Below are 23,452 nucleotides of genomic sequence, written 5' to 3' on the forward strand. Positions count from 1 at the left end.
ATAGGAACACCGGCTGGGGCTTGGTGTTCTCCTGAACATTATCCCTGCACTCAAACTCAAAATGACAAAGAGACGTTTTTTTTATGGGCTTATTTGGATGGGTTAGAACCGCCTTTACCGGTAAATGGGAAGGTGATGGCAGCGACAATCAGAAAACACTGGCACATTTGCATGCGCAAATGTGGGGGCATGGAGGCAATGACCGGTTAACGGCGTATGCCGCCGGTGCCAAAATCTGGGGTGGCACTGGCAATGACACAATCAAGGCATGGGCAGCGGACGCACGACTGTACGGTGAGTCCGGTCATGACCGGATTGAGTCAAACGGCGGTAATGTCGAAGCCTATGGCGGATCAGGTAATGACTATATAAAACTGACCGGCCTGCGCTCAAAAGGCGATGGTGGCGATGGCCATGATACCCTAATTGGCCGGGGTGCTTATGCCAAACTGAACGGTGGCAGTGGTAATGACACCATCAGAGCCTATGGAGCCTATGTCAAAATTGATGGTGGCAGCGGCAATGACACCATTGAATCAACGGCAGGTGGCGCTTATATCCGGGACGGGTCCGGGCACAATACCATCACTGCAATAGGTGGTTTGAACGTCATTGAGACCGGATCGAGGAACAGTAAGGGCAACGATAAAATCAAGGCAGTGGGCGGTGGTAATATCATCAGCGCTGGCGGCGGCAATAATGATATCGATGCGTTGGGCGGCGGTAATCTGGTTCAGACGGCCCATGGCAACAGCGACATTTTGGTGGGCGGTAAGGCCAACCTTGTCCTGGCCGGACATGGTGATAATAAAATCACCGGCATTGGTGGCGCCAACCTGGTCATGACGGGTAACGGGGATAATGACATCAAGGTCGCCGGCAGCACCAATGTTGTGCTGGCCGGTCATGGCGATAATAAAATCTCGGCGGCAGGTGGTATCAATATTGTCATGGCAGGTAATGGCGATAATGACATCAACGCTCTCGGAGGCGGCAACCTGATAGCCTCGGGCACAGGCGACGATGACATCACCGCTGCCGGTCTCGCCAACGCCATTATTGCCGGCGACGGTGATAATACCGTCAAGGCACTGGGAGGCAGTAACTTTATCCAGGCCGGTAAAGGCGATGACACGATTATTGCCGGTGGTGGTGGCAATGCCATTATTGCCGGTAATGGCCGCAATACCATCTATGCTCTCGGTTATGCCAATGCTATCTGGGGTGGCAGCGGTGATGACCATGTTGCTGTTGGCGGCATGTATAACACCAGCATACTGGGCGGTGGCAACAACAACCTGGTGAGTGTGGGTGATACCAACATTGCCTACGCTGGTGATGGTGATGACTTCATGGCCATGTACGGCATGAATAATATTGCCCATGCTGGAGGTGGTGATAACCTGATTGCCGCTTTTGGCAACAGCAATGTGCAGATCACCGGATCCGGTGATGACCTGTTGCTGGCCGCCGGTATTGGCAACCTGCAGGTGGCGGGTGATGGAAATAACGCCATGGCCGCTGCAGGCATGGTCAATATTCAATGGGCTGGCAAGGGTGATGACACCATGCTGGCCGTGGGCAAGGGTAATATACAGCTGGCCGGTGATGGCAACAACAGCCTGTTTGCTGCGGGTCAGTACAACTTCCAGCTCTCTGGCTCCGGGGATGATTTTGCCATTGCCCTTGGGCAATACAATGTGACTGTTACCTCATCGGGTAAAGACACTGTTATTGCCGGTGGACAGTACAATGTCGTCTTTTCCGGCGGGGATGATGACACCCTTCTGGTGGCAGGGGAATACAATGTCGTGGCTGCTGGCTGGGGTAATGACACCGGCATTTTTGGTGGTAAAAATAATATCGTACTGCTGGAAGGCGGCGATGATACCGCTATTGTTGGCGGGAAAACCAATGTTGTATTTGCCGGTAGCGGTGATGACAAGCTGGTGGTTGCAGGTGAAAGCAACTACGTAGCGGCAGGCAGTGGTTCTGATTTGCTGATAGTGGCAGGAAAGAACAACTGGGTCGCCACGGATAATGAAGTCTCTTTCAATCTGGAAGACCTGCCCGGTGGTGGAAAATACTCCGGTAATGTCTCGGGTAGCAGGAATCTTGGCGAATATGTAGACCATGATGCCGCCAGCAACTTTGAGGCTAATCTGACCGGTGCTGCTGAAATCAGCATGAGCGGGGAACTGGCCGCGATTTTCCCGAACCTGGAATTCTCACGGCCTGATACTGAGGACTGGTCAATCCCGACCCTGACTATTCCGCAGTTTAACTTTGACCTTCCCACGATACCGGCACTGACCACTCCGACCACGTCCTATCAATACGGCACATTGTCCAGCTATGGCCTGCCCGCCATCTCTCTGCCAACCGTCTCAACCCCTGAGCTGCAGATCCCCAATATCACCCTGCCGGCGATGAATGTTCCCCGCTTGTCCGAGATGGATATTGATCTGCGCGACTGGAATATTGCTGGCAGCTATGATCTGAACTTCTCCATTGATGGTACAGGTGCCGCCGCCGGAACCTTGCTGGATGGGTTATCCAGGGGGACGAAGTATCTTGGCGGAAGCCTGGATGAAGCGGTAAGAAATGCGGCAGAAACGTCCAAAGGCAATAACCTGGGACTGTTCGCCACAGGCGAATTTGACCTGACCGACAGCACGGATCGCGAAAGCACAGAAACCAATCAGATCGGTATCAATTATATTGTTGGCACGCAGACCAAGGACTTTGAATTCTTCAAGCCGGTGGTCAATGCGGTTGACAATGACCGGAACAGCAAGCCTGCCTCTACAGGCAGCCGTGCTACAACAGTATTCCGTTTACCCACCATCACAATCGGTGCAGTTTCAGCACCCAATGTGGCTTTGAACTCTTTCAGCTTCACCGGCTTCAGCTCCCTTCTGGCACAAAAAATCAGTGGCCGGGATTTCTACGGTTATCAGGCCCCGACCTTTGCCCTGCCCGGACTGGCAACGCCCAGCTTTGATCTGCATAACGTGGTGGGCAAAGACAATCTGACATCTGAAGACAAAACATTGAAACTGCCGACCATTACGCTCCCGGAAATTCAGGGGATCACCTGGTCGAAATATCTGCCGGACCTGGACACCCATTTCAACTTGCTGAAAGACAATGGCGACATGGCGCTGGTCAGTGGCGAGACCAACAAAGTTCTGCTGGGCGGTGGCGATGATGCCGCTATTATCGCGGGTCGCAGTAACTGGGTTCAGTCGGGCGATGGCAATGATATCGGTGTGATGGCCGGCGAAACCAATATCTGGTACGGCAATGATGGCAATGATCTTGCCTTTGTGGGTGGCAAATCCAACTCGCTGTTTGGCGGTAAAGGGGATGATGTCCTGATCAGCATGGGACAAACCAACACCATTGAAACCGGCACAGGCCGGGATATCTCCATTGCGGTGGGTGATCAGAACCAGATCTCCAGTGCCGACGGTGATGATCTGTCCCTTGCCATTGGCAACAGCAACACCATTGAAGCCGGTGATGGCAAGGCCAATACACTGATTGCCATTGGTCGTACTAACAAAATTACCGGAGCCAAAGCGGATGATCTGGCCATTGCTATCGGTCAGAGCAACACCATAGATGGCAAGGCCGGGGACGATACCCTGACCGCGATTGGTCAAACCAACAACCTGTCCGGTGGTGCCGGTGACGATGTGCTGCTGGCCGTCGGAGATACGAACAACCTGAAGGGTGAAGGGGATGCCAGCCAGGGGGGGGACGATGTTCTGATCGCGCTGGGCCGGAACAATAACCTGTTTGGCAACGGCGGTAATGACGCCGTCTACGCTGCGGGGCAGAATAATATTCTGAACTGCGGAGCCGGTAACGACCTTGGCCTGGTGATGGGTATGAATAACCAGTGCTCAATGGGAGACGGTAATGATGTGGCCCTGGCCATTGGTAAGGACAACAAGCTGCGCGGCGATGACGGTGATGATTTCCTGATTAACCTTGGGCTGAACTCTGATATTGAAGGCGGAAACGGTGACGATCTGATCTTCAACTTTGGCACTTCCGGTTCTGCCAGTGGTGGCAAGGGCCGTGACGCCTTCCTGAGTTTTGGCTGGGGAACCATTGACCTGCTGGAGAGCACTGGGCTGGCCAGTAAAATGTATGTGCTGTACAAAAGTATGACCACGTTGCTGGAAGCCAAAACCAGTTTTTATATCAACCAGATGAGCAACTTCATTAACCTGAAGCAGACCATGACACTGGAAGGCGGTGCCGGTAATGATTACTTCTCCTCAGGGTTTGGCAATCAGGTTGCCAAGGGGGGAGAAGGTAATGATACTTACGCCTTCTATGCTGACAGCGGCAGCTTCAAGGTCAATGACTCTCAGGGCAGTGACACCCTGAAGATCAGCGACCTGGGTCTCGATTTTAAACTTACTAAAGACAATCTGGTGTTGAAAGATGGCCAGCTGGATATTGTTAACGGCAGAAAGAGCTACGGCAGTGTTGACCTGTCCGGCTTTGGTGACGATGACAACATCACCTTTAGTGGTCAGACCATCAGCTATAACGATCTGGACAGTTACTGGAGTGAAAAGAGCACCGGATTCTACACTCAGTATCGCTTTGGGATGGTGGACGCATCTGAGTTGACCGGTGGTGCCAAAGACGTTGTTGATCATCTGGGCGGTTCGGTTCTGGATGCCAATAACCCCTGGGTCACCGACTTCTTCTCAAGGGGACTGGAAGGTGCTTCAACCGATCTCAGCCAGGCGTTCTCGGGCATAGATCAGCAGATGAGAAATACACTGCTGGTTGCCTGATAACCCAAAGTCTTGGGTACTTATCTCCAAAGTGTCTGAGTTAAGTTAGATTCCGCTGCCAATTCTGCGGCGGAATCGTTTTAGTAAAGGCCAACATGTTTGTTAAGGGTGAGACTCTGCTGCTTAATGTATTGCTTAATCGCAGTAAGAGGGTACCCCACTGCATGTACTGGCGAAATAGCTTCGGCTCCAGAGTACATTTTTGCTGAACGATCCGGCAATATCAGTGAAAATTTGATTTCATCTATCTGCTTTTTGGCAGATTTTCGTGTTTTTTGGTTTTCCCTTATTCTTTCCTTGGAATCAGGCTTAGTTCTTTCAGGTTAACGATATAAGTCGAACCAGTATTATCTCCGTCACAGCTCAACCAGATTCCCAAAATCCGTTTGTTCTGATCGGGAACAATATTTAGAGATAACGTTTCATTCTCTTGTGGTTGTGCGGCAATAAAATGTTCATGCATATATTCAGAATTGGGGTGAAGCCTGTCTACTCCCGCTATAACCGGATCTGAATAGATGCTTTTGAAATCAATATATGAAACACCGGTATCTTCTGGAGCCAGGTTAAATAGAGTTTTAATCCAACCTGGTGCGACAGCATACTCGAACATATTCAGCCTTTTTTCACCTTCATAAACCAGACCAAGACGAAGCATAAAGTCATCGGCTTTGGGGCTTCCCTGTTGGTGCTTGCCAAGCTCAAGCTGGCCCTGAAACGAAACAGATAACGTAATTTCATCAATATATGTCGGGGATGACAGGGGGAAGATAATTGGGCTGGCAGAACCGGAGACAGCTATCTGCATAGATGCATCATCAAAACTAACGGTGTTTGCAGGAATGCTGGAGTAACTCAGTAATTGCCACTGATCTGGCTCATCAAGAGGGTTAATAGGAGCACTTGATGCCAAAGTTGATAGTGAACATGTTGTCAGAAGGCTGTAAGTGATTATCCGGAGTGCTTTTGAAAGGGCGGCGGGCAAAATCTTCACCAGTGATGCAAAAATTGATCACTGTATCTTCCATAGATTCTTTTCTGATACAACAAACAGAGATCAAGCAAGAGGCGTTTTGCACCGAAAAACCTTCCATTTGGTACTTGAGGTCTAAAATTGACCTGCATCACCTGAAAATTATCTTTACAAATTTTGTGGTCAACAGCAGTTGCGTCATTCAGGTGCCATCTGTATAGTTCGCTCCCAGTTAAAAACGCGTCTACCGCAACGTATTTCAGCGCTTTCTACTGCTGATTTCCTGGTTGGGATTTATATATCCTGTGGCGCTACGAATCTATATGCTGTGTGTCTGCAGTAAAGGGGAGCCGTTTCTTTGGCTCCCTGTCCCATTTCCTAATATATGAAAGCTCGCTAAAATCGCTCGAAAAAAAGGGAAAATGGGATAATGTCTCAAACGAACTCCTCCGCTGTGCCGGATTTATCGCCGGTACAACAAGCACTGATGGGTGGACAAATGTTGTTTGTCGCCTTTGGTGCTCTTGTTCTGGTCCCATTGCTGACCGGTCTGAATGCTAACGTTGCCTTCTTTACTGCTGGTGTCGGAACCTTGATTTTTCAACTGGTTACCGGCCGTATGGTTCCTGTCTTTCTCGCGTCCTCCTTTGCGTTTATTGCTCCCATCACCTTTGGTATTGCTGAATGGGGACTGCCAGCCACTATGGGTGGCATGATGGCTGCGGGCTTCCTGTACGTTATTCTCAGTGTTGTTGTGAAGGTTCGCGGCAGCGGTATTCTCTACCGCCTGTTCCCGCCTGTGGTTGTTGGGCCGGTAATTATGGTGATCGGTCTTGGTCTTGCACCTGTTGCTATCAGTATGGCGACTGGCGAAGCAAACAAGTCCATTGATCCGGATACTTCACTTGTCCTGGCATCTATCTCTCTGATGGCAACCTTGGGGGCGGCTGTATTTGCTGGCGGCATTATCAAGCTGATCCCGATTTTGTGTGGCATTGTAATAGGTTACATCACAGCTCTGTTTATGGGAGTTGTCGATTTCTCCAGCGTGGCAGCAAGCCCTTGGCTGGCCGTTCCGGATTTCACATTCCCGGAATTTAATGCCAATGCGATTCTGTACATGATCCCGGTCGCAATCGCTCCAGCGATTGAGCATATTGGCGATATGCTGGCGATCAGCTCGGTCACCGGTAAGGACTATCTGAAAAAACCTGGACTGCACAGAACTCTGCTGGGTGACGGTCTGGCAACATCTTTCGCTTCACTTCTGGGTGGCCCACCAAACACCACATACTCTGAAGTGACGGGTGCGGTTATGCTGACCAAGTCTTTCAACCCGGCCATTATGACCTGGGCTGCAGTCACAGCTGTCGTGGTTGCCTTTATCGGCAAGGTTGGTGGTCTGCTCGCGACCATTCCTACCCCGGTTATGGGAGGAATTATGGTGCTGTTGTTTGGTTCTATTGCAGTTGTAGGTCTGAATACCCTGATCAAGGCCCGGGTGGATCTGAGCATTCCGCGTAACCTTGTGATTGTGGCTCTGGTACTGGTATTTGGTCTGGGTAACCTGTCCCTGGATATCTTTGGACTGACCCTGAAAGGTGTCAGCCTGTGTGCGATTACTGCTGTTATTCTGAACCTTGTTCTTCCTCATGCAGAGGGTGAGGATCATTACAGTTCCAGAGAAGTGTCCTAATATATTCCTGATGGTTTGTGCAGCAATATTCAACTAATTATTTTTGCTGCCCTGATCGACCAAAGATAATTCCGGCGAGACATTTCTCGCCGGATATCAGTACTCCTGAAGGCTCAGGCAGATTCGATAGTCTGCTTTTGCTCAATAGCTGCGTCATGACCAGTTATCTTCCTCTCCAAAGTAATCCAGTTGTCCTGATTAACAACAAGAGCCTGCAGTCGTTTGATACCGGTATGGGCCTTTACAACATCAATGCCATAACGGGCCAGATCCACGGCATAAACAGATGTCAGTAGAGGGGTGAAACCCAACGCTTCAGCACTTTCCAGAAGCTGACGGGCATTGGCTGAGTCGACACTGGCAATTTCATCAATAGTAAACAGCAGTCGCTGATTCATGGCCTGTTTTTTGTCCATCATATGGCGGATCAGATACATCAGGGTCAGTAGCTTCAGGGTGCTGCGGGTACCTGTAGAACCAGCATCGTCGATTTTGTCATAACGCTTCAGCTCGCCGTTGGCATCTTCAACTTCGAAAGAAACGGTGAAGATATCTGCCAGACTCAGCGATTCGCTGATTCGGCTGGCAATAATCCGGGTTGAAGCCATGGCTTTATCTTCATCAATGCTGTTATTAAGAGCCGGCGCATCGAATGTTAATCCGGGCTGGGTTTCTTCCAGGAGTTGGCCCGTGTCTACGATATAGCGGATAGCATCATAGATTTCCTGCACCGGCTGCAGGTGAATCCGGAACTGTTTCAGGTTGGAAACCTTGCGGCGTGAAATGGAACGGTTGAAGCCATTCACTTCCCGCTCCAGGCGAAGGAAGTCCTGCAGAAAATCATTCAGAACGCTGGAAAGCTGCAGTATTGCTGTTTTACGATGATTCATCAGCATTTGTTCAGCTTCGGGACGGGCTTCCCAGTCTTCCAGCACTTTGCGCCATGCCGCTTCTTCCGTTGGTTCCGATTCAGCGGCCCGGTATCCGCGCAAACGGATATTGGCATAGAGAGACTGCATCTTCAGGGTGGCATCATGGGCAATCTGCCACTGCTCCCGGTACAGGGAAATACGGTCTTCCAGCTCGCGCTTGCTGAAATCTTCGGAAGGCTTGATAAGGTTTGGCCAGCCGTCACCAGGATTTTTCAACTGTGACCATTGATTGCTAACCTGTTTCTTCAGCTGGTTTTTTCGGGAAAACTCATCCCGTTGCTGCTCGTTGTCCCGACTGAGCTGTTCCTGCTGTTCGCGCAGGTCTGCAATAACCTCCTCCAGCAGCTGAATCTCCTCCTTGAGCTCTGCTCGGTGCTGAACCCAGCTTTCATATTCTGGAATGCTCTCCTGCCAGCGCTTCCAGTCAGCAACTTCTCCTTCCCTGCGGGTGATGGTACCACGAATCTGCTTGAGTTCTTCCTTGATTTCCTGATGATCCAGCAGGGCACTGAGTCGCTGATCGAGTTCATTCAGGCGCAACTCTTCTTCTTCAAGTTGCTGTTGCAGATCCTGCTTGTTTTGAACCAGACCTCTGGGTTGTGGCAGCTCTGCAAGATGGATGCGATAGCCTTCTCCCTCAAAGGTATTGTCTTTTATGCGGGAGAGTAACAGTCTGGTCTCTTCTACCAGGTGCTGTTCATTATCAAGATCAAGAACCGGGTGATCATCTGTGACCGGCAACATCAACAGGCCTTCATTCATCAGCTTGCCCAGCTGAAGAAGTTCATACTCGGAGAAGTGACGGGAGAGCAGAGCCGCCAGGGTTTCGTCAGCCGTCATGGCTGCTTCCAGCTTTTCTATACGCTGTTCCTGTCGTGTCATCTCCTTGCGCAGGGAGTCCTCACTACCGCCGAGGCTGGCTACACCCAACTGTCCGCTGAGTTTTTCCTCTTTTGTCCGCAGCTGCTCAATATCGGCATTAACACTGTTAATGTCGTACATCTCGCCCAGTTCGGTGAAAGACCGGGCGCTCTTTTCATGCTGGTTAATACGCTCGATATATCGGGCTTCTTCTCGGTTTTTCTGGTCGCGGGTATGTCTGGCCTGCTGTTCTCTCTGTTTCAGCTCATTGGCTGTCTGCTGGGCTGAAGCGAGAACCTGCCCCAGTTCATTAAGGCGGGTTTTAATATCATCATTCCACTGGTGATAGTCCTTTTCGATGCCGTTCTGTAGCGCAAATACCATTCCCGCAGCCTTCTCTCTGCGCAGGCTGGATTGTCGCAGGGCTTCAACATCGGATGATGACGCACCAAGAGCATCAAACTCCCGCTTCAAACGTTCATATTCGGCGAAAACCTCTTCCTTTTTCTGGTGGAAGTTAATGGCGCCCTGCGCCATATCATTCGCTGAAAGCTGTGGTGAGAAAACATCCAGCAGGGATTGTTTGATCATCCCTGCATTAATTTCTGACTGGGTGATCAGGCTGACAAACAGGTTTTTGAAAACCTGGTAGCGACGAATACCCCCAACAGGAACCAGTCCGAGATTGGCTTTGGTTTTTTTCAGAACTTCGCCATGGCCGCCGCTGATCAGGACTTCTACATCTTTGGCGTCGAGCAAAGTGACCTTTTCACCGGTCATGGCGATGCGCTGTCGCACATCGGCAAACTTCAGCGGCGTGCGTTCATCAAAGAAATGCCATTTATTGAACTGGCCACGATAGACAAAATGCTGGTAGCGGTGGCCGCTGGCTGCTCCCTTGCCGACAATGCCGAGCACCCATGGACCACTGGATGTGGTGATCTGGGTCAGGATGTAGCTGTTGTCATAGGGGAAATAAAACTTGCGGGTGACATCCTTGGAATACTTCTCAAACCGGCTGCCCATCATATTGGGCAGAAAGAAAAACTGCAGGGCGTTAATTGCCGTAGACTTTCCCCGGTTGTTGGAACCAAAGAATGACACTGAACCATCCAGAGGTAGTTCGCCCCAGGCGTAGGTTCCTGACTGGATCAGGTAGAGCTGCGACATACCATGGCGGGCTGTCATTGGGCTTGAAGCCGTATCACTCATTCTTCGTCCTCCATGACGGCTTCATCAGCTTGTTTCTGCGCCTGCTCTTGGTTCATTTCCTGAGCTTGTTCGGCATCAGCTGTAACCTGTTCCGCGGCGGCCAGGAATCTATTGATGGGTTTTAAAAAACGGATATGGTCTTCATCAGTGATCAGACACATTCCGCGGCGAGCCATCCACTCTAAAAGGTTGGAGACAGAGTCATAGGATGACAGTTCTGCCTGCTGGTAAAGATCAGCAAAATGACGCCGTGTGTCGTCCAGAAGCTGAAGGGCAATTTTCTCACCGGTGATGGTGGCGGCCGGGTCGTAATTATTATCTTGTAGAAAATCTATCAGGGTGAAAATCAGCAGAGCCACCTTGCGGCTCATAGTCAGTGACTGGCTGGTGGTGCTGTCCGGATAGGTAAAGTAAAAGAAACCATCCGGGTGATAAATCAGCTCATAACCCAGCAAGCTAAACAGTGCTGTGTAGCTGTCACGATGTTGTTCCAGCTCTTTGTAGAGCGGGAACTGATCCGGACTGTCGACAGAGAGATGTACCCCTTCCCTCAGACGGGTGTAAATCTGGTGACTGTGAGGCAGTTTCTCTGCCAGAGTTTCGTCCAGAATTAATGGGCCGGTTATCGCTGGTTCCTGATAACTTTCCATGATTTCTGATGTGTCCGTTGTCTCTGGCATCTGTTGCTGCTGAAATTCAGCAGTATCGGGGTAGTTATTCATTACGGTATTTTCTTTTATTAGGTATTCGCAGCTTCTTTGCGGGCCAGAGTCCGCCGCTGCATGGTAATCAAGTGAGTGTCGGTTTCATACTGACGCGCCTCTTCAGCAACAACTTCACCTGCCAATATTTCACTCTCATTAGTCAGCCGGGTCATAAACTCCAGCAGTTGCCGGGTGTCCAGTTGGGGGTATTGCTGAATCAGCCAGTCCAGGCAGTCTTGAATGGGAAGGAAGGACAGCGCGGCTTCTTCCACCATGGAGTAGGTGACAGGCTCTGGACCTGAATCCTCTGACGCCTCAGGAATATCGAAGTGTGGAGATTCCAGTACCGACAGTTCACTCAGATAAGCGATCAGAGAGTTATCAGAATCGGTCAGGCTTGGGCGGGAACGTCCAATCAGCTCAACTCCATTTGGAGAGCAGGCATATTTAAACTTATTGCGTCGCATTTCTGCGATAGCAATGGAAGCACCACGGGTTAATGATGAATTCTGCTGGAATCGGCGATAGATAGGCTCCAGCAGTCTGCTGCAGCGATCAATACTGCGACGCAGGGCCGAGCGCAGGTCCAGCAGTCGATAATTCAGTTTCTCCAGGCGGGCAATGCCTTCAAAGCCGATGGTGTGACGGGCCTGTTCCATATGGTCGAGCAGCTGATGCTCAATGCTTTTCAGGGTGCGTTCATAGTCGCCCTGCACATCAAGCATATCTGCTGCCGGACGGACATAATTATTCCAGGCATCCAAGGCCAGACTGTAGCGGGTTTTCAGGGGTATATCGCGGCTGGAGTTTTTTGCATCTTCAATGATGCGCATAATGGCCTGCTCATTCTGTTGCAGCTCACGATGCACATCCCGGAATCGTCTGTCCAGCTGACTGGTATAGCGGCCAACCAAGTAGCTGTCTCTGGCTGCCAACCCATTTCCCAGAAGATGAGTCAGACGGTGCAAGTCGTCTATCTTGGCTTTCAGGCTGGCAGAAAGACCCAGCTGCTGCTGGTCGGTAATCAGTTCAATAATATCCAGTATGGTGGGATTCAAGTCATACTGGTTCTCTGCGCGGGCAACCGGAATCAAGAGTTCCTGCTGGCACAGTCGGGTAAATAAGTCGGTCAGCTCACCGCCGTTATCGTCATCACTTGATTCGTTTAAATGAATGGTGCGCGCAAGATCCATAAATTCCCGTGAGGAGAAGCTCAGGGAACCGTATTGATTATGCAGGGCACTGATAAGGTCGATATGGCTGAGAAGGGTACGGAGAAACTTCCTGACGTACTCCACTAGTCATCCATTTTGTTCGTGAAAATAAATGGGTAAGTTAGCAGAGTTCGTCAGGGCTATAAACCGCAGAAGTCACGGTTTATAGAACCATTTGTCTGCCGGTTCAATGCATAAAAACCGGGCCGAAGCCGATCTGCCAGGCCATGGCCGAGGCAACTTTCATAACTACCAGAAGTACCAGCCCGGCACAGACGAGAGACGTGGCAAACATAAAACCCCGTTCAAAGGAGATACCCATGATATGCGGCATGCCAATGTAGAGCAGATAAACCGCATATGCTATTCCAGCCAGAATTCCGAACAGTGTCAGTGGCAGGGAAGGGTACAGTGCCATCAGTCCACACAGATAAAGAGGTGTGGCGACATAGGCGGCAAACATAATGCAGCGTTGGTAGGACGGAGCTGTCCCAAAAGTTTTTGCCATCCAGTGGGTAAACATGCCCATGGTTATCACTGCGCCAATAATAGCCAGATAAGAAATCAGGCTCATAGCCAGAGCGCTTCCGACAGTCAGGCGGATGGGGTCAAGGCCGGTTAGTGACCACCCCACATGAGTCGCTCCAATTAATGAAGCAACACCTGGAATAGCCGCAAGAATTAGCAGGTGCCAGATATAGTCGTGACCGCGATCCCGAATCTCGCCATTGATTTTGTCCCATTCGCTGTGGGGGTGGGACAGCAAGCCAAGAATGTGATGCAACATAAGTACCTCCATATAGCTGCAAGGCCTCAAAAATAGTCCAAATCCGCTGGAGTAGAGGCAAAAGGCTATGGGCGCTATAGATCGATATTTTTATATTCTGAACAGATCTATGCCCGCCAAATAACTTATACAAAATTATTCTAGTGTATAAGTATTGGTTTTCTATTTACCGAATAAGAATATCTGTGTAGGAGGTACCATGAAGCAGCACCACTATATGTTCGACTATTTAGACGACTTACAACACGCCTGCGCAGATCTTGAGGAAATGGGGATAGAACACAGGAATCTTCATGTTGCCCATAACAGCCAGCTATCGCTGGATAAGAGACATTTAAATGGTATGGGGTACTTCCACGACAACGATATGGTGCATTCGGCACTTAGAGGCTTTCTATTTGGAATACTGGTGGCGGCTTGCACAGCCTTTTTACTAAGTACATGGCTCGGCCACTTGGAAGTGGGCTTTATCGTGACAGGATTTGTCACACTTATTATGCTTGGTTTCAGTACCTGGGTTGGAGGGTTAATCGGTGCCAGTCACGATAACTGGCGTTTGGCTCCTTACCATGATCAGCTCTCTGCAGGCAAAAGCGTATTGATAGTTGATGTCGATTCAGAACAGGAGCAGATGGTAACCCGGATGATGTCAGCCATGCACCGCGAAGCAAGTCATACCGGCGAGTCACCAACCGGAGAATCACCCTTTGAAGGGGGATGGCATCTGCGGGAGAAAGAGATCAAACAGGTCGCCTGAAGCAAACAACCTGGCGGTTGTCCTTGTCGCTACTGGGATCGTACCAGCCCCGATATCTCACGATACTCATCATGACATATCGGGGATTTTTTTAGCCTTGTGGTTTTACAAACCGGTAAAGAAGGTCTGGTTCGCTGACAATATAAACATGCTTTCAACTCCCTCAATAGGGTGTGCATCAAGATCAGTCTGGTAATCAAACAACCAGACAGCATGGGCCTTATCAGCAGTCGATGAAGCAAAACTACGGATCTTGGAGAGCAAACCTGCATCAATTTTAGTTAGTCGTACACCCATCAGGGAGACTGCAACCAACAAAAAAATCCAAAGGCCTTTGGGGAATGATGGTTTCCGTCTGTTCTTTTTATTTCTCGTCATGGTGAGAATGGAGTTGGAGAACATAAGACCTGTGTACTGCAGAGAAACTGAACAAAAAGTGTATGTTTTGTGACTGCTATATTTCTTAGCTGAAATCAAACTTTTGATTGAAAGTGGTAGGTAGTCCCCGTGAATCTGGTAACTTTTGTTTAGTGTTGTTCAAAAGATTGTATCTATGGTGATATCTCCAGAATCCTTGTTAACTCCGGACCAGCTGAAAAATCCTGTTCAGCTCTATGAAAAATTGAGAGATATGGGGCCTCTTTTCTACGATCCGGTGCAAAAAAACTGGGTGGCTACCGGAGCTGATATTGTGAACCAGATTTTGCGCCATCCCAATATCAGCTCTAACCGTGATGGTCTGGGCAATATTCGCTATGGCGAGGAAAATGCTAGACAGGTTAGTGAGATAACCAGCGGTATTACCAAGTCGATGATCGGGATGGATCCTCCAGAGCATACCCGGTTGAGATCTATGGTCTCTCATGTTATGGCTCGCGATCGTTTGCCGGTATGGGAGCCAGATATCGCCAACCAGTTTCTTAAGCTGCTTGATCCTTGTTTATCTAATGGAGGCATGGACTTTGTCAGTGAGCTTTCCGAGCCATACCCCACAGAAGTGATCTGTGAACTGTTCAATATTCCAGACAAACGAAGAGATGGTTATCGCAGGCGTACCCAGTTGTCAGTCAGGTTCTTTGGGCAGAGTCTGGAAAAACTCAGTGTTGCCGAAACAGCTGAATCAACGGCTGCACTGATGGGGAATAGAAAGCTGCTTACTCAGCTGTTGGAAGAACGTTGTGAAACTCCGGAACATGATCTCTTAAGTGAGCTGGCGGAAAATATTCGCAACGGTGACTCCAGCCTGAAAGAAATGGCGGCCATGGCCAACCTGATCGTTGCTGCCGGGCATGTGACAACGGTTGACCTGCTTGCCAATGGTGTTTACCAGTTACTCAAGCATCCTGATCAATGGCAGTTGCTGGTTGAAAATCCGGAGCTGGCTCCATCGGCCAGTGAAGAGATTTTGCGTTATGATTCATCTGTTCCGTTTACCATGCGTAAAGCTGGTGAAGACTTGGAGTTTGAAGGTGTTCAGATAACTAAAGGAAGCTTTATCGCTGTTGGGTTAGGGCCAGCTAATCATGATCCGGAAGTTAACCCAAACCCTGAAGAATTTGATATCACACGAAAACATATCAGGCATGTCTCTTTTGCCAGTGGGCCACATGTTTGTGTGGGAGCTAATCTTGCACGGCTGGAAATGCAGATTGCGCTGAAAGCGTTAGCGGAACGAGCCCCGGACCTTAGGTTTGCAGAAGAACCAGAGCCTTATAAGAAAGCTGAAACCCTCATGTTTAAAGGGTTTCATGCATTACCGTTAATTTGTTAAAAAGCCTGAATGTGCAGGGGTAATCAGCTGTTGTTGTCAGGTTTTTTTTTCTTCTCAAGCTCGATAAGAAGTCTCTCCAGCATATGGCCTGCCTGCTCTTCTGACTGGGGAGCAGCTGAAGCATAGCGAATGGTAAATTCAATTTTCTTGTCACTGAAAAAGCATGGTGTGGCATTAATTTCATCGCTCACACGTTCCATGGTCGCTTCAACCTGATTGTCATTCATATCCGGGAAAATTAAGCCAAAACGATCGTTTTCTATACGGCCGATAGATAACTCAGATCCCAGTAACGCCTGGAGGTTACTGCTTAAATGAAGTAACAGGTTATCTCCTGCGGTGGTGCCAAATTCATTGTTTACTTGGCGAAAACCATTGATATCGACAAGAGCAGCTGCAAACAGTCGTCCCTGGGAATTTTCAAACAAAGCCATGGCCAGCTCTTTCATCCAGCTGCTGCGGTGTTGAACTTTTGTTAGGGGGTCCTGCTGCTTATTTGTTGTTAGAAGTTTCTCCTTACGGAGCTTTTGCTCTTCAGCAAAGTTCATTTTTTTCAATAGAGTGTTATAAAACGAAGCAATATGGCCCGCCTCTGAGTGTGAAGATACCGGGATAGGGACGCTGAAATCGCTTTGAACCGCATGTCGGCTCATTTGTGCTAGCACATCAACCATAGGGGTTCGTGCATCATGTTCTGAAACATTCAGACCGATAGCTTCTGCTTCCCTGCTGACCCGATAAGCTATCAGTCTACCTGTCGCAATAAGGAACACCCAGCATAAGGAAAAGGTTGCTACGAACGTTGCACTGATGCCAATCATTTGCACAGCAAAATTGGAAAGCCAGCTGCTGGAAGCATCAGGAAGAACAAAAGCTACAGAAACAGTTCCAAGAACTCCTCCTCCAAGGTGAACAGGGATAGCGCCGACAGTATCGTCAAGCCTCATATTTTCCAGAAGCTGGTTAAAATAGACGAACACTATTCCTGCGACAGAGCCCAGTATCATGGATTGCAGGGGAGTCATAAGGTTGCAGACGGCGGTGCTCGCGACAAGGCCGGTTAAACCACTGTTCATCATCGTCAGAACATTTGGTTTTTTCTTTTTGAAAAAGAATATCGGCAGAATAGCGACAGTGGCAGAAGACCCTGCCAGCAGAGTGTTGAGAATAATCTGCGGTACTCTGTCCGTAAGTGCCAGCTCACTGCCACCATTAAAACCAAGCCAGGCTACCCACAGCAAAAGGGTGCCTATGGCGATCAGTGGTACGTTTTCGGGCTGAAAAGGTGAAGCTTCTTCCTTGCCTGTTAGTGGATGAATGCTTTTCTCATAGTCTTCAAAGCGGCCATTTCTTGGTCCCAGGTAAAGCGTCATAGCCAGAGCTGCCCAACCACCAAGAGAGTGCACAACTGTGGCACCGGCAAAATCAATAAAACCAAGCTGTTTCAACCAGCCGGCACTGTCACCGTTATCAAACCATGCCCAATGGCCAACAATGGGAAAGATCAGTCCGCCAATAAATAGTGAAAATGCCAGGTATCCGTAGAAAGAAATTCGTTCGGCAGCCGCTCCCGAAACAATAGTGACGGCTGTCGCGCAGAACAGGGAGAAAAAGACCAGCTGAATAATTGATTGATAGTCTTGCCCTGAGAGAGGGCTGGCAGAAGATAAAGGAGAAACAGGAGAACCGATTAAACCAAACTGGGATGAGCCAAACATCAGTCCATAGCCAAAGAGTGCAAAAATCAGCAGGGTCAGTGCGAGATCAACCGAGTTTTTGATAACAACATTTATATTGTTCTTGCTGCGGACATAACCGGCTTCCAGACAACAGAATCCAACCTGCATAAATAGAAGCGTGAAGATACAGAACAGCATCCATAATGTGTCGACTGTGTTCATGTAAGCCTTCCCTGGCTCAGAAGATGGTTATTTATTCAAGAATAGAGACGCCGGGATTCCAGCGCTGAATTTTTTTCAAAACACCTGCCTGAAGTGTTTCGGAGTCAATCTCTTCATGCCAGTTATCGCCGTACCACTTTTGGTAAAGGCGGAACAGCCAGCCACGAATATAAATAGGATTCGGCAACAGGAACCGGCTGCGGCCTAGATCTGCAAGAACGCCCGTGGATTCTGCATTGGCTGCAGTTTCAAGATCTTCTCCCACAAGCTCGATATCCTGCAGGGTATCCCCTAGCAGCTGAACGATATTGACGGGAGCACCAGACACTATCCCCATTCGGATATTTTCAAAACGTGCTGCTTTGCTGCAGTTTTCCCTGATGCAGAAATCACCTTTCATCAGCAGGTGATTTTTATCCGCTGGAAGAGGAACGCCTGCCCGTTCAAGAGAATCCAGCAAAGGTTTGCGCATATCTTTGCCATGTTCATCAATAGTAGAGCGAGCGGTCACATAGAAAATTTCACCGCCAGCGCTTTTAACCAGTTCAAGATATTCCCGGGCTCCAGGCATGGCACGTTGAGATGGACTGGATTTCGCCCAATGGTGGAACAGATTGATTCCTTTCTTACCGGTATTCCAAAGCAGAACCATGGCAGTGAAGGGAGCCAGGTCAATAAGCGTACCGTCAATATCAATAACGATGGCTTCGCCTTTCTCGGCCTTCCTGTTTTTCCAGTAAAGGCCTGCACGGTTAAAAACCTGCCGGGAGATAAAAGCATGTTCAGAGGATTCAGTCTGCCACTTCAGAATCTGGCCCATCTGGTTCCCCGAGAAAAGCGGGCTTGGTGTAAGAACGTCCTGTGACGGGACATAATCTCCAGCCATTTGTTTTCGCTGTTGCTGACGCAGCTCATACTCCTGGTCGGGGCTGTGCGGGCAGACATTATGGGATAAGCAATCCCATGTTCCGCCAACAGGGTTGGCCTGTAGCAGTGTCGTTATTCCCGGCTGGCTTGGATGCTCCTGCAGCCATTGCAGTTGATGGTCTGTTTTATTTGAAGATTCGACCCCCAGGTCACTGAACTTGTCCCCGACGGTTAGCAGAAGCTGGTTACTTTCGCCGACAATATCCCGGATAAACTGATCTTTCTTGATGCCATTGCTGATCTTGATGTGATTGGGGTCAGCACCGGGAACCCCTAATCGCTGAAGAAAACTGTGGGTGTATTGCTCAACTTTTGGATCAGCCGTGCGTCCAGTCAGGTAAAAAGGTTCTACACCTTTATTAACGGCATAGCGCAGAAAGGCCAATGCACCGGCCTTGGGGGCAGAAGGCTGCTCATCCCACCAGATATAATCTCTTTTTTCGTTCAGACCATCGTTAGTGCCCAGAAACCCTGCAAAGTAGGATGATGAATCTGTCAGGGTGTCATCAATATCTGTAACCAGAATCGGCTTCTTACCGTTATCGGGCTTAAGGCGCAGCTGTTCATCAAGAATATCCCTGGCCATATTGAATGTCTGCCAGGATAAAGCTTTGCTTTCATCGGCACTCTGATGCCAAAGAAAGGCCAGCACCATTTCGTCATAAAGATCCTTCCATTCTTTCGCCTTGCCGTAGCAAAGTGAATTAAATGCAGGTGCTGTAACAAGCACACAAGCCAGGACCAGCCAGACTTTTGTCCAACGCATATTATTGAGGTTCCATAGCACTTCAGGGAGCGATAAAGCCTAGACAGGGATGGACGAAGGTGCAGAAAAGAAATGGGGAGAAATGTTAAGAAAGGTTTCCCCGCAGAGGGTTCTGCGGGGGGATAGTTATTGAGCGTTAAAGCGCTGGCCGTTGACCTCGCGGCTATCATCACCCATCAGGTACAGATAAACCGGTATGATATCTTCCGGTGTTTTCAGGGTGTCAGGATCTTCACCGGGGTAAGCTAAGGCCCGCATATTGGTGCGTGTGCCGCCCGGGTTGATGGCATTGGAGCGAACATTGCTCAGGCCATCTTCCTCATCGGCCAGTACCTGCATCAGGCCTTCGGTGGCGAACTTGGACACAGAATAGGCACCCCAGTGGGCTCGCCCTTTGTTGCCAACCCCGGAGGAGGTAAAGATCACGGAAGCAGATGGCGCAGCACGGAGCAGGGGAAGCAGGGCGCGGGTCATAAGAAATTCCGCATGTACATTGACCTGCATAACCTGCTGCCAGGTATCCGGATCATACTGAAACAGCGGCCCCATACGCCCCAGCAGGCTGGCGTTGTGAAGCAGGCCATCCAGCTTACCGAACTCCCGATCAATCATGGTGGCGACTTCCTCGTAATCGTGGGCAGTCGCTGTCTCCAGGTTCAGGGGAATGATGGCAGGCTGAGAGCCACCTTCGCTTTCAATCTCATCGTAGACTTTTTCCAGCTTGCTGGTGGTTCGGCCCAGCAGAATAACAGTAGCACCATGTCTGGCATAAGCTTTTGCCGCAGCCTTGCCAATACCATCACCCGCTCCGGTGACCAGTACTACGCGGTCTTGCAGAAAATTGGCAGGAGCCTGATATTCAAACATGGCCTGTTCCTTCCTTATTGATGAACACTCATTGGCTGTTACTCGGTTCCGAGAGACCAGTCCCGGTCATCCAGCCAGTCCAGAATACTGCAGGGGGAGTCTGCATCAAAATCCGCATGCCAGTTTTCCGGGTGATCTTCCGGTGGAATAAATCCATACAGTGCTGTCACCGTGGTCATTCCTGCTGCGCGGCCAGCAACAATATCCCGCTCATGATCGCCAACATAGAGGCAGAATTCCGGATCGCAGGCCAGTTTTTCCGAGGCCAGCCATAATGATTCCGGTGCTGGCTTGCTAACGGAGACATCTTCCGGACAAACCAGCACGCTGCAGCGTTCATCCAGTTTCAGCTGCTCCAGCAAGGGAACTGTCAGGTTACGGGGTTTGTTGGTCACAATCCCCCAGGGAATATGACGTGATTCTATGGCAGCGAGCAAAGTTTCCATTTCAGCAAACAGGTGTGCCTTTGTTCCCCGCTCAGGATGGATTATATGATCGTTATACCGGGTCAGCAGCTGCTGGCGGAGATCTTCCGCTTTATCAGTATCCAGATCATGTCCAAAGCCGAGGGCAATCAGACCCCGGGAGCCAATGGAGATATGGTTGCGGATAACGCTTTCAGGCACAGGCTTCCGTTTATCCTCTTCCAGCATAGTGTTTAGGATATAGGCCAGATCATCTGATGTGTCGAGAAGAGTGCCGTCCAGATCGAAAAGTATGGCCTGTATGTCATTCTCCAGGCTGCCTTCCATAGGTACTAATCCAATTTGTGTTGTCAGAAATTCAAGTACTCGGGTACAAAAAAGCCTGCTGTCCGGGTAACAAGCAAGCCTCAATATTTATTCCTGATCTATGTGGTTCTGAGCCATGGTCGTATGGACCAGGTAATTCACATCCAGATCCCGTTCCTGGAGCCAATAACGTTTGGTTATCGGGTTGTACAGCATGCCTGTGGTGTGCTCAACATCCAGGCTGGCCTGGCGACAGAAACTCGCTAGTTCGTGAGGGCGGATAAACTTCTTGAAGTCATGGGTGCCCTTGGGCAGCAGGTTGAGAATGTACTCGGCACCGGCAATGGCGAACAGCCAGGCTTTTGGATTGCGGTTGATGGTGGAGAAGAAAACATGGCCGCCCGGCTTAACCAGTTTGGCGCAGGCTGCAATAACCTTGCCCGGCTCCGGGACATGTTCCAGCATTTCCAGGCAGGTCACAATGTCGAAACTGGCTGGTTGTTCCTCGGCCAGCTGTTCGGCCGTTATCTGGCGGTAATCAACGGACACACCACTTTCCAGACCGTGAAGCCTGGCCACAGCCAGAGGCGCTTCACCCATATCAATACCGGTGACATCCGCGCCGCGGCGGGCCATGGACTCACTGAGAATGCCGCCACCACAGCCGACATCAAGAACAGTCTTGCCAGCGAGGCCGGTACGCTGGTCAATATAATTCAGTCGCAGTGGATTGATTTCGTGGAGTGGTTTGAATTCGCTGTTCTTATCCCACCAGCGGCTGGCCAGGGCTTCGAATTTGGCAACCTCGTTGTAGTCGACATTGCTGTTATGGGGTTGGTTCTGGTTCCCGTTGGTCATGTACGGCTGTTATCCCTTACGGCTTGCTGTTATACGCTTCTGCCACTCAAGAGCGCGCTGGCGAATCCAGGATTCATCCAAAGTTGTCAGATGGCGATTATCCATCAAATTGCGGCCATTGCACCAGACATGTGTGAACTGATTTCGGCTGGCAGTATAAATTAACTGGGAAACCGGGTTGTACATGGGCAGGTTTTCCAGCTCATTCATGGCAATAGCTGAGATGTCTGCCAGCTTGCCTGTTTCAAGGCTGCCAGTCTGTTCGGCAATACCCATGGCTTTGGCGCCGTTGATGGTCGCAGCTTCCAGTGCGCCCCAGGCGCTCAGGGCGGTCGCATCCTGGGCCACAGCCTTGGCAATAAAGGAAGCGGTGCGGGTTTCACCCAGCATATCCAGATCATTGTTACTGGCGCAGCCATCGGTACCGATAGCGACGTTGACTCCACACTCCTGCAGACGGCCGACAGGTGCAAAACCGCTGGCCAGTTTCATATTGGATTCAGGGCAGTGCAGAACACTGCAGCCGTTCTGGGCTATCAGCTGAATCTCGGCTTCGCTCAGCTGAGTCATATGGGTGCATTGTAGGCGGGGTGAGAGAAAACCCAGCTCGGAAAGGCGGCGCAGCGGGCGCATTCCGGTTTTTTCAACGGCTTCGGCAACTTCCTGAGCGCTTTCATGGATATGCATCTGGACATTGGTATCCAGCTGTTCGGCCAGGGTGATAATCTCTTTCAGCGGTTCATCACTGACGGAATATGGAGCGTGGGGGCCAAACCCGACCAGAATGCTGTCATGGTTGCGAAAACGGTCAACCACCTCCAGGCCCTTGTAAATGCAGTTGTCGGCATTGCGTGACCAGGGAGTGGGGAAGTCCATCACCGGGAATACCAGCTGACAGCGGATTCCCCCTTCAAGGGCGGCCTGCCCGGCGGCATCGGGGAAAAAATAGTTATCACTGAAGGTTGTGGTACCGCCACGAATCATCTCGGCCATGGCCAGACGGGTGCCATCGTAAACAAACTCTTCGGAAACGAATTCACTTTCCGCTGGCCAGATATGTCCTTTCAGCCATTCCATAATGGGCAGATCATCTGCGATCCCCCGCAGCAGGGTCATCGAGGCATGGCCATGGGTATTAATAAATCCGGGAATCAGGGCATGCTGGTCCAGATAGAACTCTTCATCAGCTGTCCAGCTTACTTTAATCTGATCTGTCGGAGCGATGGCCGCAATGCGGGAATCCTGAATGGCCATGGAGTGATTTTCCAGGATGGTTCTGGAGCCATCCACCGGAATAATCCAGCGGGCATGGAGCAGTTTGCTGGCATGCCGGGGCGATGCGGTTTGTGGGTTCTGCGTATCAAAAGTCATGATTATTTACCATGGAATTCTGGGTTTTCCGCTTACGAGGATAAAAACGGAATTCCTCGCGCATGGCTGCCTTTTATTGTGAAAATGCCTTTTCAGCTTAAGGCTGTCTATATCCAGTTTACGCTTCAGGCGAGTATACCCGAAGTTCCGGCAGTTTTAGATGCATAAACACAGATTATATGGTCTGTGTCGGTGGCTATTGATTGTGGTATGATTGTTTTCTTTATGATTCGCTGCCAGCTCCACCATTTCGTTATTTGGTGAGGGTGGCGTATTGTAACCGGCTCCTGACGCGATGATG

16 protein-coding genes and 1 pseudogene are annotated in these 23,452 nt (G+C 50.0%); 4 read left to right on the forward strand and 13 right to left on the reverse strand.

Annotation, left to right across the window (positions count from 1 at the left end):
* Positions 1–83 precede the first annotated feature (83 nt).
* Positions 84–4,823, forward strand: a complete 4,740-nt coding sequence (locus M3P05_RS15355) for a calcium-binding protein (RefSeq protein ID WP_249700821.1) — start codon at positions 84–86, stop codon at positions 4,821–4,823.
* An 80-nt stretch (positions 4,824–4,903) separates the two neighbouring features.
* On the opposite strand, the pseudogene M3P05_RS15360 reads toward M3P05_RS15355, so the two are convergent.
* Positions 4,904–5,054: pseudogene (locus M3P05_RS15360) on the reverse strand (transposase); the annotation flags it as partial.
* Between the two features lie 55 nt (positions 5,055–5,109).
* Positions 5,110–5,808, reverse strand: coding sequence for a hypothetical protein (locus M3P05_RS15365; protein ID WP_249700823.1), 699 nt, complete (start codon positions 5,806–5,808; stop codon positions 5,110–5,112).
* A gap of 418 nt (positions 5,809–6,226) precedes the next feature.
* Here M3P05_RS15365 and M3P05_RS15370 point away from each other — a divergent pair, with 418 nt between their 5' ends.
* Positions 6,227–7,492: a uracil-xanthine permease family protein gene (locus M3P05_RS15370; protein WP_249700824.1), complete on the forward strand. Its 1,266-nt coding sequence runs from the start codon at positions 6,227–6,229 to the stop codon at positions 7,490–7,492.
* A gap of 113 nt (positions 7,493–7,605) precedes the next feature.
* On the opposite strand, the gene M3P05_RS15375 is transcribed toward M3P05_RS15370, so the two are convergent.
* From M3P05_RS15375 to M3P05_RS15390, 4 genes are all read right to left on the reverse strand, one after another.
* Positions 7,606–10,497, reverse strand: coding sequence for an AAA family ATPase (locus M3P05_RS15375; protein ID WP_249700826.1), 2,892 nt, complete (start codon positions 10,495–10,497; stop codon positions 7,606–7,608).
* On the reverse strand, positions 10,494–11,219 hold the full coding sequence (locus tag M3P05_RS15380) for a condensin complex protein MksE (RefSeq protein ID WP_249700829.1): 726 nt from the start codon (positions 11,217–11,219) through the stop codon (positions 10,494–10,496). The genes M3P05_RS15375 and M3P05_RS15380 overlap by 4 nt, the downstream gene beginning before the upstream one ends.
* 17 nt (positions 11,220–11,236) lie before the next feature.
* Positions 11,237–12,499 (reverse strand): hypothetical protein, encoded by a 1,263-nt coding sequence (locus M3P05_RS15385; RefSeq protein WP_249700831.1) that lies wholly within the window; start codon positions 12,497–12,499, stop codon positions 11,237–11,239.
* Between the two features lie 103 nt (positions 12,500–12,602).
* Positions 12,603–13,202, reverse strand: coding sequence for a Yip1 family protein (locus tag M3P05_RS15390; protein WP_249700833.1), 600 nt, complete (start codon positions 13,200–13,202; stop codon positions 12,603–12,605).
* Positions 13,203–13,401: 199 nt separating this feature from the next.
* Here M3P05_RS15390 and M3P05_RS15395 point away from each other — a divergent pair, with 199 nt between their 5' ends.
* A complete protein-coding gene (locus M3P05_RS15395; protein ID WP_249700835.1) occupies positions 13,402–13,959 on the forward strand; it encodes a hypothetical protein in 558 nt (185 codons plus the stop codon).
* A gap of 105 nt (positions 13,960–14,064) precedes the next feature.
* Here the strand turns inward: M3P05_RS15395 and M3P05_RS15400 are convergent, their stop codons facing one another.
* Positions 14,065–14,256: a hypothetical protein gene (locus M3P05_RS15400; protein ID WP_249700837.1), complete on the reverse strand. Its 192-nt coding sequence runs from the start codon at positions 14,254–14,256 to the stop codon at positions 14,065–14,067.
* Positions 14,257–14,512: 256 nt separating this feature from the next.
* Between M3P05_RS15400 and M3P05_RS15405 the strand changes: the two genes are divergently transcribed.
* A complete protein-coding gene (locus tag M3P05_RS15405; protein WP_249700839.1) occupies positions 14,513–15,730 on the forward strand; it encodes a cytochrome P450 in 1,218 nt (405 codons plus the stop codon).
* A 23-nt stretch (positions 15,731–15,753) separates the two neighbouring features.
* On the opposite strand, the gene amt is transcribed toward M3P05_RS15405, so the two are convergent.
* The 6 genes from amt to M3P05_RS15435 all read right to left on the reverse strand — a co-directional run bounded on the left by amt (position 15,754) and on the right by M3P05_RS15435 (position 23,151).
* Positions 15,754–17,631: an ammonium transporter gene (gene amt / locus M3P05_RS15410; protein WP_249700840.1), complete on the reverse strand. Its 1,878-nt coding sequence runs from the start codon at positions 17,629–17,631 to the stop codon at positions 15,754–15,756.
* A 31-nt stretch (positions 17,632–17,662) separates the two neighbouring features.
* Positions 17,663–19,324 (reverse strand): HAD family acid phosphatase, encoded by a 1,662-nt coding sequence (locus M3P05_RS15415; protein WP_249700842.1) that lies wholly within the window; start codon positions 19,322–19,324, stop codon positions 17,663–17,665.
* Positions 19,325–19,450: 126 nt separating this feature from the next.
* Positions 19,451–20,191, reverse strand: a complete 741-nt coding sequence (locus M3P05_RS15420) for a YciK family oxidoreductase (RefSeq protein ID WP_249700844.1) — start codon at positions 20,189–20,191, stop codon at positions 19,451–19,453.
* A 38-nt stretch (positions 20,192–20,229) separates the two neighbouring features.
* Positions 20,230–20,943 carry an HAD family hydrolase gene (locus M3P05_RS15425; RefSeq protein ID WP_249700846.1) on the reverse strand — a complete coding sequence of 238 codons (714 nt, stop codon included), beginning with the start codon at positions 20,941–20,943 and terminating at the stop codon, positions 20,230–20,232.
* A gap of 87 nt (positions 20,944–21,030) precedes the next feature.
* Positions 21,031–21,780, reverse strand: coding sequence for a bifunctional 2-polyprenyl-6-hydroxyphenol methylase/3-demethylubiquinol 3-O-methyltransferase UbiG (gene ubiG, locus M3P05_RS15430; RefSeq protein ID WP_249700848.1), 750 nt, complete (start codon positions 21,778–21,780; stop codon positions 21,031–21,033).
* A 9-nt stretch (positions 21,781–21,789) separates the two neighbouring features.
* Positions 21,790–23,151, reverse strand: a complete 1,362-nt coding sequence (locus tag M3P05_RS15435; protein ID WP_249700850.1) for a TRZ/ATZ family hydrolase — start codon at positions 23,149–23,151, stop codon at positions 21,790–21,792.
* Positions 23,152–23,452 lie beyond the last annotated feature (301 nt).

The organism is Parendozoicomonas callyspongiae (assembly GCF_023502345.1).
GTDB lineage: Bacteria > Pseudomonadota > Gammaproteobacteria > Pseudomonadales > Endozoicomonadaceae > Sansalvadorimonas > Sansalvadorimonas callyspongiae.